Genomic DNA, 18,276 nt, shown 5'->3' with positions numbered 1-18,276 from the left:
CTATTACCGCCTTTCAGAGGATTTGCCGTACAAATCCAGCAATTGTAGCCGGGTTGCTTGCAGTCTTTGGATAGTCAATTGCGCTACACGGTTCATCACTATATAACCTAAGTCGTGGTCTAGTTCGCAATATTCGCGCAACCACCTGCCATCAATTGAGAGCGCAATGGTTTGTTCAACCGAGCGGGCATCAAAATGCCAGCGATAAGGCGCGAAAAGCCATGACCAACCGAGAATATCACCATCCCGCAGAGTTTGAATTATAACCGAGCCGGTTTTTGCTCCTGCTACTTCAAGCGCAACTTTGCCGTGTTGGATAATATAAAATTGTTGTGCCGGAGTATCGTTTTTGAAGATAAACTCTCCCGATTTAAAATCAACGTTGGTACAATGTTCTGCAATCAGGTTGACATTGTATTCACCCATCCCTATAAAGAAAGGATGGTTTGCTATAACTTGCTCAAACATAATGCCCTTTCCTTTCTCAGCGTGCTAGTTCGCTCTGGCGAATGGCAAGTGCCTCTTCAGTCAGGTCTATCCCTACCGGACACCATGTTATACAGCGTCCGCAACCTACACAGCCGGAAGTACCGAATTGGTCGTGCCATGCGGCGAGTTTGTGAGTGAGCCATTGCCGATAACGCGAGTGAACAGAAGGTCGCACCGCGCCGCCTTTTATATAGGAATACTCCACGATGAAGCACGAATCCCATTTGCGCCAACGTTCTGCACTCGCGCCGTCCAACTCGGTGACATCCTCGACTCTGGAGCAAAAACAGGTTGGGCAAACCATCGTGCAGTTTGAGCAAGTGAGGCAGCGATTGGCTACTTCCTCCCAGCGCGGGTTTTCTGTATTACGGTAAAGTAACTCTTTTAGCCCTTCAGTAGCAAGAGTGCGTCCCATTTGCTCATCCGCTTGCCTAACCAAACGGCTTGCTTTTTCGATTTCAGCAGGCGCTTCCGTTTTATGCGGGATTTTTTGCAAAATCTTTACGCCTACATCTGAGCCTGCTTCCATCACAAAGTAATGTTCTGAATCCTCACAAACTTCGGTCAATGCAATATCAAAGCCTGATTCAACCTGTGGACCGGTTCGCATAGAGCTACAAAAACATGTACCACCCGGTTCAGTGCAGTTTACCGCTACAATAAAAAGGTTCTCGCGCTTTTTACGGTAGTCCGAATCCACATAATTACCCTGTAAAAAAACCTTATCCTGAATATGTATGGCGTGTAGCTCGCAGGCTCTCACCCCCATGAAGGCATATTTTGGAGGCGGTTCTGCGGATTCTTGGAAACTAGATAGCCCGGCATCGGTTCGCCACATTTGCAGATTGGCTGGAAATAAAAAGTTTTTCCAAGAATGAGGACCTACTACATAGCCAAATAGCGACTCATCTTCACGCTTTTTTAGCCTGTAAGATGCGTTATTTTGCTCATCAGCCCAGCCTTCAGGAAGCTCATCGGAAGAATCAAGTTCTGCATATACAATGGCTTTATTCTGAACGGTTGGACCTACAATCTGATAGCCCTGTTGAACAAGCTTTTCAAAAAGCTGTTGGAAGTGTGGACGTTGTACCACGACTTTTTCGCCGACTTTTAATGTCATAATTGCGAGTCTTTCTTTGCCTTAGCACACCGGGTTGGTAATATTTTCAGTTAGTAATACATGAATCCTTCATCATTGAAAGATGCCAGAACCCTGCTAAAACCAAAACCGCGGTTGCTGTCTAATTCCATCGCACAAACATCAGGATTAATTATAGAACCGTTAGGTGTATAGAATGGAAAAATATGTAAATTTTAGGTAAAACATTTATAATGAATTTCCCCCCAAGATAGTGTCATTTCTCTTATAACTGCGAAATGAAAAGGCTCAAAGGACTTCTAAAGCAACATTATAATTGCAAAATAAACACTTTGAATTCAAACCCCCATAAGTAGTACAGAATAGGTGAATCTGTTATTTTTGTAACCAACTTTTCTATTTATTTCACTTGAATTTCATAGTACATGGATTAAAATGTCTTCATAAGATAACGATTATTGCTATGTTTGGTGTTTTTATTCTTTTACTTAGTTTATAAATATAAAGGATGTTGGTATGGGGCTTGTACGTGACGCTTCTCGATACTAGATTCAAGCAGTAAGAATTTTGACATAGGATGAACCCCATAGTTTTTAATTATCCACACCCTACGTTAGTTTATACATCCTAGTTTATTAGACATATCTTTAATACAAACTACTGCACTGTTGCAGTAGCTTGCGTTATGCTCCCTATTGCAAGGGCGGGATAGGAAAGTTTACCGCCACATTATTCAATCAGGGGTGGTACTAATCCACCGCCCCACCATTTTCTTGTAACCGATTATAGCATAAAAGGAATAGGTGAAATGGTGGTACTTGTTATTAATGAAACTTCTGCCTTGAGAAAAGTTGTGCGCTTATTCTTTGAGTTGCATGGCTACGATGCGGTTGAAGCCGCTAACTGTAGCGAGGGTTATGCGCGAGCAGCCGAATACAAACCGCAGATTGTATTAGCAGATAACTTTATTGAATCAATGCCCTACATTTATCTTTGTAAGAATATTCAGGCAATTCCGGGTATGGAAACCGCTGAGTTTGTAGTTTTTACTGAATTTGAGGATGAGTTAGTAAATGTTTCTGGTATCAATCTAAAAGGAATTATTACCAAGCCTAATATATTACCTAAGTTGCGAAATTATTTCCCCCCCTTGAAATAGAATTTACCCCTCCTCTTACGCACCCCCACCAAGCAGTCGAAAACAAAGAGCCGGACTAAAACCCATCCGGCTCTTGCATCATAAGGAGCATAATTCCCCTTGTTTGAACTAGGGGTGTCTATTTACCTAACGTCCGTAGGAATTACGGCGTTTTCCGCCGGAATACGCCACATCTCGTTCTCGAAACCCTTCATTGCGATTGCCTTCGTTGCGGTTGCCTTGTTCTGGACGAGATTCTGAACCGTTTTCAAAACTGCCCTTGCGGATAGGACGTTTGGTAGAACGGTCAAATTGCCCCTGTGGTTGGCTATTTTCGCGGCGTGGTCTGTCATTTCTAGGGGGCTGCCATGAATTATTTTCGCGGCGCGGATATTCTCGTGGCGCAAATTTTGATTCATCGTAGCTGCTAATTTCATTGACCGGAACAGCGTTAAAGGCTTGAATAGATTCTGGGGTAGCGCGAGGTCCATCCCATTTGCTACGGGTGTAATCTACTCCGGCTTTGCGCATCGCCGCTTCAATCTCGCGCCATTTATCACGGTCTTCCCCTGTCAAAAAGGTAATAGCAGTGCCGCTTTCACCGTTGCGACCAGTACGCCCAGCCCGGTGTGTAAATAATTCGGGGCTTTCCGGCAGGTCATAGTTTATAACATGGCTCACACCTTTGACATCCAAACCACGCGCCCCCACGTTGGTAGCCACCATTATGCGGATTTTTTTCATTCGGAAGTCCGACATTACGCGGTCACGGGCGTTCTGGCTCAAATCGCCCTGAAGCCCTGCCGCAGAATAGCCGGCATGTTGCAAACGAGCAGCAAGTTTGTGAACGCCATGTCTGGTACGCGCAAACACGAGCATAGAATGGGAAGGGTAGGTATCGAGCAAATGGCACAACGCCACTGGCTTATCCATTAGCTTCATATCGTAAATTAAATGCTCAATGTCGGGACCGACTACTGAACCGGGCGGAATTAAAATGGATTCGTGGTCACTTCGCATATGAGTTAAAGCGGTTTTCATTACCCATTCCGGCAAAGTAGCCGAGAATAGGGCGGTTTGGCGTTTTCCCGGCACTCCCGCACAACTGGCGATTGCTTCAATATCCTGAGTGAAGCCTCTATCTAGCATTTCATCAGCTTCATCGAGAACCAACATGCGGACGTTACCAAGTTTCAAAGTGCCACGATTTAAATGGTCACGCAAGCGTCCGGGCGTTCCCACTACAACCTGATAGCCGCCGGTTTGCAACCCTCGGATTTGTCCTTCCATACCAACGCCACCATAGATTGAGGTAATTCTGGCGCTGTTTCCGGCGAGACCTTTGAAAACATGGGTTACTTGTACCGCCAATTCTCTGGTTGGTACAATAATAAGAGCTTGCAACTCTCTTGATTTGGTCTGAATTCTGGCAAGCATAGGCAGCGCAAAAGCGGCAGTTTTTCCGCTTCCGGTCATAGACTGTGCCATCAAATCCTGACCTGTCATCAGTATTGGGATAGCTTTAGACTGAATTTCGGTAGGGTGATGAAACCCCATCTTATGCAGCCCTTCTTTCAAATAGGAGGGAAATCCAAATTGGGCAAAGGTGGCAAGTTTGGGTTCAGTATGCGTTGGTTCTTCGGTAATTAAATTGTTCGTACTCAAAGGTATGGTTAGCCTTCCTAAAAAATCTCTCCCCGGCATACAGCCAGAACGAGTCATATTATTGATAAAAGATGAACAGAAAAATTAGCCTGGGGAAAGCTTCAAAGAGAAGGAAAACAGGACACGTTGGATAAGTGCCGATTGCTGAAGAAGTTCCCTGAGGTACGTAACTTCATTGACGCAACCTCTTATCACAGCCATATATTTGTTCTTAACAAGTATAACACACTTTTTGCGCTAATGCACAGGTATCGCAAATTAGCCTTTACTAATGAGAAATATTAACCAATATTATTCTCAATGTTTATCTTTGATGTTCAATTAAAGATGGCAAACACTAATTTTTTCTTTCATTCTTCACAAACTGCGTATAATATATTAATATTTTTTGGTTAGCTTTCATAACAAAGTAGTGTGGAAGAAAGGAATATCCTTTGCTAAAGGTTAATGAGCAGGTTGCTACGAATACAAAAACCGCCTGTATAGATATAGTCACGCGGCGCAAGCGTGCTGCGCGTTGGAGTGTTATCTCAAATAGTTCGCTTATTGTTTCCAAACTGGCGGTTGGTCTGACTATCGGCTCAATCAGTGTTATCTCCGAGGCGATTCATAGCAGTGTAGATTTAATAGCCGCCATTATTGCCCTTATAGCGATTAGGATAGCGGCGCGTCCCGCTGATAAAAGCCACCCATTTGGTCATGGCAAAATCGAAAACTTGAGCGGCGCAATCGAATCCTTGCTCATTTTTGCAGGAGCCGGGGTAATCATTGTGGAAGCACTGGATAAATTCGGCGAAGCCCCCGTGATAGACCAACCTTTGTTGGGTGCCGCCATTATGGGCGCTTCTGCGCTGGTCAACTACTTAGTATCCAGTTATCTCAAGAAAGTAGCTAAAGAGACCGACTCAATCGCCTTGCTGGCGGATGCCGCGCATCTTCACGCTGATGTTGTAACCTGTGTTGGGGTGCTGGTGGGCTTGTCGCTAGTCTCGCTAACGGGCTGGAACTGGCTTGACCCGGTGGTTGCCTTGCTGGTTGCCTTGCTGATAATCAAAGCAGGTTGGGATATTCTGTTGCATTCTATTTCAGGCTTGCTAGACTCTAGCTTGCCGGAAGAGGAAAATAGGGTAATTAGCCAAAGAATCGAGCATTACAAAGAATGGTATGTAAATTACCACATGCTACGCACTCGTCAATCCGGACCCGAACGCCACATTGATTTTCATTTGGTTGTACCAGATGAAATGACCGCTCTGGAGGCACATCGCCTTTGCAATTGGCTTGAAACGGATATTCACAATTCCGTCAACGGCGTAACAGTGCAAATCCACGTTGAGCCTCAAAGCATCTGCACCGAATCAGAAGGAATCTATCTTTGTAGTTCTACTGCTTGAATCTGTGGAAATCTGCAATATCACTTCTGAATAGTAACTATTCACCACCCTAACCCCCTCAAGGGGGGTAGGGACACCCTTTATTTACCCCGCGGCGGGGAGCTTACCCTGCATCCCTTATTTACCTGCCAGTTATACAAACGTACCAACAAATAGAAAAACAGGATAAGCCTTGCTTGTAACGGTCAGTATGAAATTACTGTTTAAACCGAATTAGCGGTTATTTCTTGCAACGATTCCTATCAAGGACTACAATTGAATAGAGATCAATCGCTACCAGACAAAAAGGGAGACATATTATGAGGTTTGCGATATTTGGTACAGGCGCAGTAGGCGGTTATGTGGGCGGTTTACTTGCCTTGAACAATCATAAGGTAAGTTTTATTGCAAGAGGGGCGCATCTGGAGGCAATTCGAGAGAAAGGGCTGACTTTGCGCTATATCAATCAGGGCGAAGTTAAATCTGATGTACTCAAGGTGTTTGCTACGAATGACCCAGAAGAAGTTGGCGAAGTTGATTATATTATTTTCGGGGTAAAGGCTTATGATACCATCGAAGCGGGGAATAAATTGCAACCCTTGATGGGACACGAAACCGCTATCATAACCATTCAAAACGGTTTGGATGCACCCCACCAACTCTCGATTCTATATGGTGATGATAGTGTAGTAGCCGGAGCGGTTCGCGTTGAAGCCACGCTAGGTGAGCCGGGCGTGGTGATAAAGTATGGACCTGCCCGTGATAGCAGCGCTTTTGAGGTAGCCGAATTAAGCGAGGTACGTACTACCCGGATGGAAAAATTCGTGGAGTTGCTCAATGCTGCACATATCAAAGCTTCACTCAGCGCCGACCCGCATACTGTACTTTGGACTAAATTTCTTGCGCTTGCGCCTACCGCTGCTCTAACTGCTGCGGCACGCGCTCATGGAGGTGAGGTTTTTGGCTTTGACCTAACCAAACAGCTTTATGCGACTCTGGTAGCGGAAGCTGCCGCTGTTGCCCACGCGGAAGGGGTGCATTTTGCGCCTGAGATGATAGAACGTGCTAAACATCCACTCTTCCCGCTTGATACTGCCTTCAAAAGTTCGCTACAGCGCGATTTTGAGAAAGGACACCGCACTGAAGTAGATTCATTGCTAGGGGCATTAGTGAAACGCGCCCACAAATATAATGTGCCTGTGCCACATTTTGAGACACTTTACGCTCTGCTGTCGCTTTCGGCAAAGGTTGGGTATCGTTATTCGGCGTAGGTTACAATTACGTGGAGCAAATAGAAACCCATGAAATATTTGAGCGAACCAAGAATGATAGCAATGGTTGGCGCGCCGCTGGCATTGGGACAGGACTTGGCGGGGGTAGAAGATGCACCCGATGCGCTGCGTAGGGCAGGGATGGCGCAATCAATTCAAGAATTAGGCTGGCAGGTTATTGATACGGGTGATTTGCCTTTCGACCTGCCTCATCACCGTGAACTTGATATAGGTCAGGTCACTTTGGGCAAGGTAAAATACGCGCATGAGGTGGGTACTGCCTGTCGCCTTCTCTCTGAAAGAGTGGCTAATCTAGCGGGGGAGGGTAAATTTTGCCTTACGCTTGGAGGCGACCATAGTATTGCAATGGGTTCTATTAGCGGAATGGTAAAGGCGCGACCAGATGTATCGGTAGTGTGGGTAGATGCACATGGCGATTTCAATACTCCCGAAAGCTCGCCTAGCGGTCATTTGCATGGGATGCCGCTTGCTGCCCTGATGGGCAAAATTAATCCCGGTTCAATGCCCGGTTTTGATTGGCTAACGCAATTGCTCAAGCCTGACCATGTGACTCTTATTGGGGTGCGCTCGATTGATGCAGAGGAGCGCATTTTGCTACGCGAATCCGGCATCAAGGTTTTTACCATGATGGAGGTTGACCGCTACGGTATCGGTAGGGTGATGGAAATGGCGTTGAACTCGATAAACCCTGACAACAACCGCCCAATCCATCTTAGCCTTGATATAGACGCGCTTGACCCCTATATTGCCCCCAACACCGGCACTAAAGCGCGTGGTGGTTTGAACTATCGCGAGGCGCACTTTATCTGCGAAGCGTTGGCGGAAACGGGCGCATTAGTTTCTATGGATTTGGTGGAGATTAATCCGCGCTTGGGTTATCTCGAAGATAGGCACAACCTTGCACAGGGTGGTACTAACCTACAAGAGGATGCCACCGTTGAAATGGGCATCGAACTGGTGGCTTCCGCGCTTGGAAAACGCATACTCTAAATTGGATAGAGCAAGGAATGTTATTTTCTACTTATCAAGCTATTAAGTTTACATAATTATATTTATAAACCCGTATTTCATACTAGGGTTTTAAATCAGCCTATTTAAAGGAACTTTTCTAATGTCTGAATCAGCCTCATCCGGTACATCTGCTATACAAGAAGTCGCGGCTAATCTCTACAAAATAAAACTTCCAATGCCGTTTGAACCGTTTCACATCAATGTTTACCTGTTGAAAGGCACAAACCGTCTGACGTTGGTGGATACAGGTTTGCCTATTGCGTGGGAAGATTTGCAGCAGGGCTTTAAAGCGTTGGACATTTATTTTGGTGAGTTAACCGATATTTTCCTGACCCACTACCACATTGACCATATCGGGGCGCTTTCCTCCCTGCGTGAAGCGGCACCGGGCGCAAAAATCTTTTTCCATCAACTTGACCATGAGTTTATGCACTACCGCACCTCTAAGCCGCAAGAGTCAAACGAGGCGATGTATAAATGGTTATTGCAAAACGGCGCGGCTGATTTAGGTGGTGACCCCGCCGGTTTTCCAATGCAGATGATAGATTTAAAGCCGGGTGATACTTTGGTGGGAGGAGGCGAGAAAGTCAGCTTACGGAATGAAACTGACGGTTGGGAAGTAGTTTGGACACCCGGACACACCAACGGTCATTTTGTGCTATATAACCGCGAACAGCGATTACTTTTGTCTGGCGACCATCTTTTAACCACCATTAGCAGCAATATCGGTATATACCCCGGTTCTCGGCCCGACCCATTGGGCGATTTTATCAGTTCGTTGGATAAACTTGCCGCTTTAGAGGTAGATGAGATTTTACCAGCGCATGGTCATCCCTTTGGTAATCATCGTCACCGCATAGAAAATCTGAAGCTACATCATCGCCATCGTATGAATAAAATTTTAGCAGGGCTAGAGCATAGCCCGCTTACTGCTAAAGGGGTAGCGCATACCATTTGGGGAGACCGCTTGAAGGGTTTCAACCGTTATTTGGGCTTGATGGAGGTCTTGTCACATCTTGAACGTTTGAAACAAGAAGGGCAGGTTTTAGCCGAAGAACGTGAAGGCATAGTATATTACCGCCAAAATTGAACAAGGGAGGCTTGACAAATTTCGGTAAAAGCGGTTTCATCTAAAGCGGTATTTTCAACCTTTTGTCGCTTTTTACCACAGATTGAGAACAAGAATGACCAAACGTTTTTCCCTAACCCTTCTTCTGATAATCGCCGCGCTTATGCTGCTGGTAGGTTGTGGCGATTCGCCTATCGCTACTGTCGCGCCTACTGTTACACCTGCGCTCACCGCAACGGTTGCCCCAAGTCCCACCGCCATCCCTACTCCTACCACCATACCGCCTACCCCTACTCCGTCTTTTACTGCTACCCCGTTACCCTCGCCTACGCCTGCTTATCGTTTCGGCGAAGAAGTAGCCACTTTGCAAGGGCATACTGGTGGGCTATGGCAAGCGGTGTTGAGTCCCGATGGTAAAATCCTTGCCACCGCCTCTGCTGACAAAACTATCAAATTGTGGGATTTTGCCAGCCACAAAGAGCTTAAAACGCTCAAAGGACATGCTGCCGAAGTTAGAGCGGTGGCTTTCAGCCCGGACGGAAAATTGCTTGCCAGCGGTTCGGTAGATAAGACTATTAAATTATGGCAATTGCCCGGTGGCGAAGAACTGGCTACCCTCAAGGGACATACCGATGAGATAGCGGCGGTCAGTTTTAGCCCGGACGGCAAAACCCTCGCCAGTGGCTCTAAAGATACCACCTTGCGCCTGTGGGAGATTCCTTCCGGCAAAGAGCTTGCCATCCTCAATGGGCATACCAACTGGATTGAAAGCGCGGTATTCAGCCCTGACGGTAAGCTCATCGCTACCGGTTCGCTGGATTATACGGTACGTTTGTGGGATGTCGCTACTCGTAAAACTTCGTCTATCCTGAGAGGTCATACTAATTGGGTTTTGCCTGTCACTTTCAGCCCCGATAGCAAACTGGTAGCAAGCGGCTCGAAGGATGCCAATGTGCTGATTTGGGAAGCGGCTACTGGCAAACTGCGCTACACTCTCAAAGGGCATACAGAGGAAGTGCGCTCGGTGGCTTTCAGTCCTTCCGGTAAAATTCTGGCAAGCGGCTCGGAAGACCAGTTTACACGCCTTTGGGATGTGGTTAAAGGCTCGCCCCTTGCCAGCTTTAAAAATGGCTCGTCTGCGGCGTGGGTTACTTTCAATGCCGATGGTAATTTGCTGATAGCTGGACTCGGTAACGGACTTACCAAAATTCGTTATGTGGGCGTTTCGTAATTGCTTATACAATTTTTTAGTAATATTCAAATAAGATTTTAACAAGCCGCTTTTTGAGAAAGCCTATTATTGTATTGTAAACTACCTACATAGTGGGGCAAGTTTGGTAGCTTTAAGCAGAAACCCTCAAATCTATTTGAAATAGGAAAATAATCATGAAAAGTGTTGTAGAGATAAATCGAATCCCTGAAGAAGTTTTCGAATATCTTTCTAATGGCAATAAAACCAACGAGTATTTTATTCGGGATTTCGAGGTTAAACCATTGGTACGCCCACCCTCTACCGATGGTATTTATCGTTTGGGTACTTATGTGAGGGGCAAAGGGGCGTTTTTTGGCAAAAAGGTTTCAATCCTTTATAAAGTTGTGGTTTTTACTCCCGGACAGGAAGTGCGATTGCGCTCTGAAGATAAAGAATACGACAGCGAGGTTATATGGCTATTGCATAAGACCGCCGATGGTAATACTCGCGTTTCGCTTGAGTTAAAACTGGTGATGCGTACAGCTTTTATCGGTTTTTTCGCCAATACTGCCATCCAGATGCTTGACCCGGTACTCACTGGCTACCTTCAACATAGCCTTTCGCGCCTTAAGCACATCCTTGAGGGCAAGCCAGGCGAACACCACATGCAACCCTCTATCAGCTAGAAGTAAAAAACTTGAAATGGACGCTCGACTGGGAGCGTCCTTTTTTTACCCAACCAATTCCCGCATTACTTCACGGACTGTTTCAAAGGGTATGTCTTTGCGGATTGTGACACGCCCAACCCCTTCTGGGATTATCCAGCGAATTGCCCCGCCATCACTTTTTTTGTCTAGACCCATAGCTGCTAACGCTCTATCCGGGTCAACTGCTGCCTTGAGCTTGAAACCGAAGCCTTCGAGGATTTGGCGCTGTCTTTCCACAAAAGCGGAATCGCAGTAGCCCAATTGCTGTGAAAGCAAAGCTACCCCGTGCATCCCAATCGCTACCGCCTCGCCATGCAATAGCAGGTTGTAACCTCCAGCCGACTCTAGACCATGCGCGTAAGTATGCCCGTAGTTAAGAGTCATTCGCAAGCCTGTTTCATGCTCGTCCTGCTCGACTACCCCTGCCTTTACCGCTACAGACTCCCGCAAAATCGCAGCGGTTATTTCCGCCTCGCCAGCTTGCAAGCGTGGCAAGTGCGTTTCCAATCGCGCCAAGCGTTTCAGTGCGCCCTGCTCATTGAGGTCTGCACCGGGAATAATGGCGTGTTTTATAACTTCTCCCCAACCGCTGCGCCGCTCTCTTTCGGGCAAGCTATCTAGCAAATTGACATCGGTTAGCACCAAGCGTGGCGGGTAAAATGCGCCCACCAGATTTTTGCCCTGTGGCAAATTAACTCCAGTTTTGCCGCCTACGCTGCTATCTACCATTGCCAGCAACGTGGTAGGAACTTGCACTAGCGGCACACCACGTAGCCATGTAGCCGCCACAAACCCGGCTAAATCTCCCACAACGCCTCCGCCCAACGCCACAATTATATCTTTGCGTTCGGCACGCGCTTCTGCTAACTTTTCGTATAGCTCTGACACACGCTCAAGGCTTTTGGACTGTTCGCCGAAGGGTACGCTCGATAGTGTAGGGCGAAAGCCTTCCGAGCGTAGCGCGTCCAATGTTTTCTCTCCATAGATTGCTGCAACATTAGAATCGCTTATTACAAATACGGCGCGGTTCTCGCTACCCGGCAAATGAATTTTTATGAGACTTCCAAGTTCTGCCAGCAAATCAGGCGCAAATAAAACATTATAACTACCTTTGGTGGCTTTGATTTGAAGCGCTTCTGAGTCAGAAGTATGCGGGCTGAAAACTATTGCATCGGCGGCGGCTCTCTTAGCAGGCGTAGTTGCGCCACCCTTGCCTTTTTCACCGCGCCGTTTTACCAGTTCTAAAGCCCGTATAATTTCCTCCACTACAACTTCGGGGGTCAAAAAATCGGTATGCACTGTCCAATCTGACTCGGCGTAAAATGATTGTCGTGACGCTTTTAGGCTGGTAATACGATTATAGGAGTCATTGCCTTGTAGCAAAGGGCGCACCGAACCGGGTTCACTGCTTGCCAGCATAAGGCGCACCATAATTGTTTCGGGACGCGCTTCAAGGCAAAATACATAGCCGTTAGCAGTCATCTTTGTACGATTTGTCGCCGAAATAACGATGCCGCCGCCGGTAGAAACCACCTGATAATCTTCGCGGCAAACCGATTCCAACACATCACTTTCAAGCTGGCGAAAAGGCGCTTCCCCATCCGCAGCAAAAATTTCAGGGATACTTCTCCCGGTATTAGCCTCAATCTGGAGGTCGGTATCGACAAACTCGTAACCGAGCATCCGGGCAAGCAGTTTACCAACGCTGGTTTTGCCCGTACCGCTGAACCCTACCAGAAAAATATTTTCTTTCAAACTTTCCATGTTATCCTCTAGTTAATTTTTGCTTCATTTTATGCCAAAAGAAGGCATGCGGCAAATAGGCACAAAAAGAGGGGTGCATTTTTACCTTTGGAGTGTTTCTGCCATTGTTTGGCGCAGCAACCATTCCTTTGCTTGTTCCACGTCCGGGTTGGAAGGTGCTAACTAACCATTTTGAAACACAATATTAACTGGTTTGTGGCAGCAGTACCCCGTTTCGGGGGTTACGCAAAAAAAACCAATTTCGGGAAATTCTTTACAACTTGGAAGTCAAACACAATAAATTGCTTATCCCTCTCCGCGTATCAAATCCTCAAATGTTTCCCTTGAGCGGATGATACGCCAATTATTCTCCTCGACTAATATTTCAGCTGCGCGTGGACGGCTATTATAATTTGAGGACATACTGAAGCCATAAGCCCCTGCGCCCAAAATAGCCAGCTTCATACCTTCTTCTAGTAGCGGTAAAGCCCGATTTTGAGCTAGAAAATCTCCGCTTTCGCAAACTGGACCTACCACATCATAACTAATCAGGTCGCTGTTTAATGGTTCGACCAGTGGCGCTATTTCGTGATATGCTTGATAGAGCGAAGGACGAATCAAATCATTCATCGCCGCGTCCACAATCGCGAAGTTTGTCTCGCTATCTCTTTTCAGGAATAACACTTCTGTTAATAGCGCACCTGCTTCCGCTACTATCCAGCGTCCCGGTTCTGTCAGTATTTTCCAATTTCGCCCGTATTTTGCCAGCGCATTTGCCACCAGTTGCGCTAAAGCTTCGGGAGAAGCAGCTTGTTCTTCTGACAATTTATATGCCACTCCCAAGCCTCCCCCGATGTCGAGATATTCTAGCGCACAATTATTTTGCTTCTCAATCGTTTGCGCCAAATCTACCAACCGAGTTATTGACTCGCCGATTGGTTCAAGCTCATGTAGTTGCGAGCCGATGTGACACTGTACTCCTACCAACCAAAGATAAGGCGATTTTGTAGCGTAGCGTGCCAATTCCAACGCCTGTTCGTAGCTTATACCAAACTTGTTACCTCTTTGTCCGGTGGTAATATACGCATGGGTATGAGGATTGACACCCGGATTTAAACGCAGCGAAATACGCGCAGATAAACCCAATTGCTCGGCTACCCGCTCAATCAGCCTTAACTCTGGTTCGGACTCAACATTAAAAGCGCGAATACCGCTTTTCAAGCCCAATCCTATCTCGTGTTTGGTTTTACCCACTCCCGCGAACACTATATTATGGGCAGGAACGTCCGCTTTTATGGCGCGTAGTAGTTCCCCTCCCGATACTACATCTGCTCCCGCCCCTTCATTGGCAAGCAAACGGATTATTTCAAGGTTTGAGCAGGCTTTTACCGCATAAAAAATTTCAGCTTCCAAACCCGCTATAAGAAAAGCACGGGCATATTGGCGGTAACGCTCGCGTATAGCAGATGCGCTATAAATATAACAGGGCGTACCCACTTTATTAGCAATTTCGCCAAGCTCAATATCCTCAATAAATAAGCGGTTATCGCGGTATTGAAATTTATTCGACAAGTTGGTTAGCATTATTTCCCTTCATTCCAGAGTTTCAGGCTATTTTTTCGGGGTATATAGCCAGTACAAACCCTGACTATCCCGCCCTCGCAAAATTTGCACCTCATAATTATCGGCAAGCGCGTTTGCTATCGGCGCAACCCAGCGGTACAAGTCAGGCGTAACCGTCAGGATTTGCTTCCAACGTTTTTCTTTGAGGTCTTTTACTAATAAGGTTGAATCGGCTTTCCCTGAACTTAACATAATAGAATAAATCAGGTAATCACCCGCTCTATTATAATATTCATTGGCTATCAACGCGCCATCTGCCAGCACAAGGCTATCCTGAGCATCTTTGATGACCGCTGCTCCCGCTTGATACGCTTCTGTGAAATTATCGGCGGCATTAAGTTGCGAATAACCTATTACCATTCCCGCGCCAAGCAAGCATTGGATTCCGATTAATAAGGTTGGCACGTAGTTTTTTATTTTACGCTGCTTTGCGTTTAAATCCCTTGTCTCCGTATTTTTACTTTGCAAAAATATACAGGTCATTATACTGGCAAGATAAACCAGTTCGGTAAAATAGTAATCCACTGCACCATCTTTAATTATAGTAAGGCAAGATAACGCACTGAATAGGGCATAGAGCGGTAAAAAGGGCTGTTCCTTCTTCCATAAGAAAGCAACGCCCGTACTTGCTAGGATTAATATGGGTAAATGGTCAATCAAGAAGAAAAAGACCATTCCCGGCGCGAGATGAAATATAAACCGGGTTGCTCTGGAGGGGTCAAATATATTAAAGAAAATCCCACCCGAAAGAATATTTGTAACAAAATAGGCAATACCCAATGGCAAAATATAGGAAACAGTAAAAATCCCGGCTTTTTTCCATTTTCTTGCTAGTAACAAATTGAGTAGCAAAGCAATGGTCGCAGCAAGATAAGTTTGTTTGGTTAACGCGGCAAGCGCAAATAGAAACCCGGTTGCTTTGACAGAACCGTTGCGTAGATAAAGCCATGCGCCGCTCAAGCTCAGAAATAGAGCCAAAGGGTCAACCCGCGCAGTCTGCATGTAGATTATTACGGGCCAGAAGCAAAATGGCAGAAAAATTGTCAAATAGTTATAGCGAAGCGGCTGTTTAGGCAACCACTCTTTAACTATGAAACCGGCGACAATTGCCGCAGCGATATAGCCGCCAAAGCTCCAGAAGCGCACTGCCCCTTCTAGGCTGATACCGAAGATATTGTGTAATAAGACTGTCAGCACAGGAAACAAGGGTGGGTACTGGATACCGGGCATGTCGTAGGGTGCGCCCGGTGGCGCGTACATTGCGGCGATGCCGTTATTTTCTAACTGCCATGTTCCGGCAACCAGCATTTGCTCGGTGTAATCCAATACCAACGGCGTGAAAAGCGCAAGAAAACCGCGCATCATCTGGATTGCGCCCAAAAATGCCAACACTGACAGCATTATTTTAAGAATTGATTTTGACATTTGCGCTAATTATCAAACTATAGAACCAGTTGACCAAATGACGCTAAATCTAACACAGTACACTGAGGTTTAGCAAACCTCGCTAATATCCGATCCTCTCAACAACCTTCTAACATAATTGTAGAAGCTACATAGAATAGAAACATTTATATTTCTTAATAACTGTTATAATAACAACAACCATTAAATACAAATACATACAAACCACAAATTATTGGATATAACTTATGCTAAACTTGTTCAAGTTAAAGTCGCAACCGCAGCATTACAGTAAAAAAGGGCAAGACCCGCTTTATCCTGTAGTATTTTTCAAGGTCGTTCCAAGATTAGGACAAGTAATAGAAGCGTTAGAACGTTGGGCTATATGAGTTCGCAAGAGAGAACACAACGACAAATGGCAAGGGTCAAACTGACACCTACAGATTGGAAAGACTTAGAAGGTGGTCTTGAACGAGAATGGTTACTTACCAACGGTCTGGGCGGTTGGGCAAGCGCTTCAATCTTTGGAGCAAATACTCGCCGTTATCATGGCTTGCTGGTTGCTGCCGAGAAGATACCTACCGAACGCACGACGCTTTTATCTAAAATTAACGAAGAATTAGTAATAAATGATGTAGTGTATCCACTGGATGTTAACGAATGGTCAAATGAAGTTGCTGAACCACGGGGCGACCAATATCTAAAGCAATTTATCCAAAACTACTGGTCAGTGGAATTTCATTATGAAGTAGGTAATTACAGACTTGTAAAAATGGTCTGGATGGCAAACGGCTATAACGCAACCTATATTCGTTATCGTTTAGAGGGCGCAGAGCAAGGAGATAAGCTTGAACTGCGCTTGCATCCATTAATAACCCGCAAAAATTATCATGACGAAGCCCGCGCTAATCTTGAGATGCGTTGGTACTGTGATATTTTGGAGAATAATGCAGGGTTTAAATATTACAGAAAAGAACCGGGTTTGCCCTTACAGATTCGCTTTGAAAATGAGAAGGGTTGGTCTGTTACCCAAACAGGTTACTGGTTATATAACTTTCATCATCGCGCTGAATTAGAACGCGGGCTTGACCATCTCGAAGATTTATTTGAACCACAAGTCTATGTGGTTGAGTTGAAACCGGGAAAATCGGCAGGCTTGGTAGCATCATTAGGGGAGGCACCGGAAGAGGATTTTGAGGTCTCGCTAAAAAACCAACAACACAGGATGTTGGGTATTCAGTCGTTTAGCAAACTTGACGAATTTGGTAAATGCCTTGCTGCCGCCGGTGATCAGTTTATTGTAGCCCGCCCTTCGGTAGAGCAAGTCCTAAAACCGGGTGGAAAAGATCGGACAATAATTGCCGGGTATCACTGGTTTACCGACTGGGGGCGCGACACTATGATTGCGCTACCGGGTTTAACACTAAGCGGCGGGCGTTTTGGGGAAGCTTCCGCGATACTTCGCACCTTCACTGCCTATCTAAGCGAAGGGATGCTACCAAACCGTTTTCCTGATAAAGAGGAAAAACTTGAATATAACACTGTAGATGCCACTCTCTGGTTCTTCCAAGCAATATATGACTATTACCAAGCAACTACCGATTCAAAACTGGTTAGCGACTTATACCCAAATCTTGAAGAAATTATCCAATGGCATCTGCGCGGAACTCGCTACAGTATCCGAGTTGACCCAGATGATGGCTTATTGCACGCCGGAGAACCGGGAACACAACTCACTTGGATGGATGTAAAAATCGGTGATTTGATTGTAACGCCCCGTCATGGAAAACCCGTAAGTATAAATGCGCTCTGGTGTAATGCGTTAGGAATTATGAATTATTTCCGGCGTGAACTTAATCTAAAAACCACTCAGACGTATGATACCTTGTACGACAAAACCCGCCGCTCTTTTCTAGGAAAATTCTGGAACAAAGAAGGTGGCTATTTATTTGACGTGATAGAATCGGAAGATGCGTCTGCACCCAATATTAATTCACTCAAGCGCGATTCTTCGATTCGTCCAAACCAACTGTTCGCAATCTCATTACCATTTAGCCCCTATGCAAATCTCGAAACCGAAGAATTAGTCAATCAGGCTAAAAGCATAATAAATGTATGCGAACGTGAGCTATTAACGCCTTACGGTTTGCGAACGCTTAACCGAAATGACCCACGTTACAAGACTCGTTTTACCGGAAATCAAGTACAACGAGACGTTGCTTATCACAATGGAACTGTATGGTCATGGTTGATGGGCGCTTTTGTTGAAGCGCATCTACGGGTTTTCAAGGATAAAAAAGCCGCTCGAAATTACCTGTTACAATTCCAAAGTTGCCTTAAAGAAGGCGGAATAGGCACTATCAACGAGGTATTCGATGCAGAGCCACCCCATCGACCATTGGGCTGTATAGCGCAAGCATGGAGCGTGTCCGAAATTATGCGACTCTGGCGGCTGGTAAACGAATAGTAAC

15 protein-coding genes are annotated in these 18,276 nt (G+C 45.8%); 9 read left to right on the top strand and 6 right to left on the bottom strand.

The genetic code is table 11. From position 1 onward, the window contains the following. Positions 1-3 precede the first annotated feature (3 nt). The gene (locus tag WCK19_RS08175; RefSeq protein WP_342396886.1) at positions 4-468 is read right to left on the bottom strand and encodes a cyclic nucleotide-binding domain-containing protein; all 465 of its coding nucleotides are present in this window, start codon (positions 466-468) and stop codon (positions 4-6) included. A gap of 16 nt (positions 469-484) precedes the next feature. Next, positions 485-1,609 carry a 4Fe-4S dicluster domain-containing protein gene (locus tag WCK19_RS08170; protein WP_342396885.1) on the bottom strand — a complete coding sequence of 375 codons (1,125 nt, stop codon included), beginning with the start codon at positions 1,607-1,609 and terminating at the stop codon, positions 485-487. 787 nt (positions 1,610-2,396) lie between these two features. Here WCK19_RS08170 and WCK19_RS08165 point away from each other — a divergent pair. Then, positions 2,397-2,747 carry a response regulator gene (locus WCK19_RS08165; RefSeq protein WP_342396884.1) on the top strand — a complete coding sequence of 117 codons (351 nt, stop codon included), beginning with the start codon at positions 2,397-2,399 and terminating at the stop codon, positions 2,745-2,747. A gap of 126 nt (positions 2,748-2,873) precedes the next feature. On the opposite strand, the gene WCK19_RS08160 is transcribed toward WCK19_RS08165, so the two are convergent. Next, positions 2,874-4,391 carry a DEAD/DEAH box helicase gene (locus WCK19_RS08160; RefSeq protein WP_342396883.1) on the bottom strand — a complete coding sequence of 506 codons (1,518 nt, stop codon included), beginning with the start codon at positions 4,389-4,391 and terminating at the stop codon, positions 2,874-2,876. Positions 4,392-4,825: 434 nt separating this feature from the next. Between WCK19_RS08160 and WCK19_RS08155 the strand changes: the two genes are divergently transcribed. From WCK19_RS08155 to WCK19_RS08130, 6 genes are all read left to right on the top strand, one after another. Beyond that, complete coding sequence (locus tag WCK19_RS08155) at positions 4,826-5,785, top strand: cation diffusion facilitator family transporter (RefSeq protein WP_342396882.1); 960 nt, start codon at positions 4,826-4,828, stop codon at positions 5,783-5,785. A 299-nt stretch (positions 5,786-6,084) separates the two neighbouring features. Continuing rightward, positions 6,085-7,035: a 2-dehydropantoate 2-reductase gene (locus tag WCK19_RS08150; protein ID WP_342396881.1), complete on the top strand. Its 951-nt coding sequence runs from the start codon at positions 6,085-6,087 to the stop codon at positions 7,033-7,035. A gap of 39 nt (positions 7,036-7,074) precedes the next feature. Next, positions 7,075-8,046: an arginase gene (gene rocF / locus WCK19_RS08145; protein WP_342396880.1), complete on the top strand. Its 972-nt coding sequence runs from the start codon at positions 7,075-7,077 to the stop codon at positions 8,044-8,046. A 121-nt stretch (positions 8,047-8,167) separates the two neighbouring features. Then, positions 8,168-9,157: an MBL fold metallo-hydrolase gene (locus tag WCK19_RS08140; protein ID WP_342396879.1), complete on the top strand. Its 990-nt coding sequence runs from the start codon at positions 8,168-8,170 to the stop codon at positions 9,155-9,157. A gap of 94 nt (positions 9,158-9,251) precedes the next feature. Further along, a complete protein-coding gene (locus WCK19_RS08135; protein ID WP_342396878.1) occupies positions 9,252-10,367 on the top strand; it encodes a WD40 repeat domain-containing protein in 1,116 nt (371 codons plus the stop codon). Positions 10,368-10,522: 155 nt separating this feature from the next. Then, on the top strand, positions 10,523-11,014 hold the full coding sequence (locus WCK19_RS08130; protein WP_342396877.1) for a hypothetical protein: 492 nt from the start codon (positions 10,523-10,525) through the stop codon (positions 11,012-11,014). 45 nt (positions 11,015-11,059) lie between these two features. On the opposite strand, the gene aroB is transcribed toward WCK19_RS08130, so the two are convergent. The 3 genes from aroB to WCK19_RS08115 form a co-directional block, all read right to left on the bottom strand. Continuing rightward, complete coding sequence (gene aroB, locus WCK19_RS08125; protein ID WP_342396876.1) at positions 11,060-12,799, bottom strand: 3-dehydroquinate synthase; 1,740 nt, start codon at positions 12,797-12,799, stop codon at positions 11,060-11,062. A 285-nt stretch (positions 12,800-13,084) separates the two neighbouring features. Further along, on the bottom strand, positions 13,085-14,362 hold the full coding sequence (lysA, locus tag WCK19_RS08120; RefSeq protein WP_342396875.1) for a diaminopimelate decarboxylase: 1,278 nt from the start codon (positions 14,360-14,362) through the stop codon (positions 13,085-13,087). A gap of 27 nt (positions 14,363-14,389) precedes the next feature. Continuing rightward, entirely contained in the window at positions 14,390-15,826 is a 1,437-nt protein-coding gene (locus WCK19_RS08115) for a hypothetical protein (protein ID WP_342396874.1), read from the bottom strand. Between the two features lie 227 nt (positions 15,827-16,053). Between WCK19_RS08115 and WCK19_RS08110 the strand changes: the two genes are divergently transcribed. Together WCK19_RS08110 and WCK19_RS08105 are read left to right on the top strand one after the other, a co-directional pair. Then, the gene (locus WCK19_RS08110) at positions 16,054-16,194 is read left to right on the top strand and encodes a hypothetical protein (RefSeq protein WP_342396873.1); all 141 of its coding nucleotides are present in this window, start codon (positions 16,054-16,056) and stop codon (positions 16,192-16,194) included. Between the two features lie 26 nt (positions 16,195-16,220). Then, the gene (locus WCK19_RS08105; RefSeq protein WP_342396872.1) at positions 16,221-18,272 is read left to right on the top strand and encodes an amylo-alpha-1,6-glucosidase; all 2,052 of its coding nucleotides are present in this window, start codon (positions 16,221-16,223) and stop codon (positions 18,270-18,272) included. Positions 18,273-18,276: the final 4 nt, after the last annotated feature.

The organism is Candidatus Chlorohelix sp., from assembly GCF_037138995.1.
Taxonomy (GTDB): domain Bacteria; phylum Chloroflexota; class Chloroflexia; order Chloroheliales; family Chloroheliaceae; genus Chlorohelix.
Note: the sequence above shows the minus strand (reverse complement) of the source record. Positions and strands in the feature narration are given on the sequence as shown.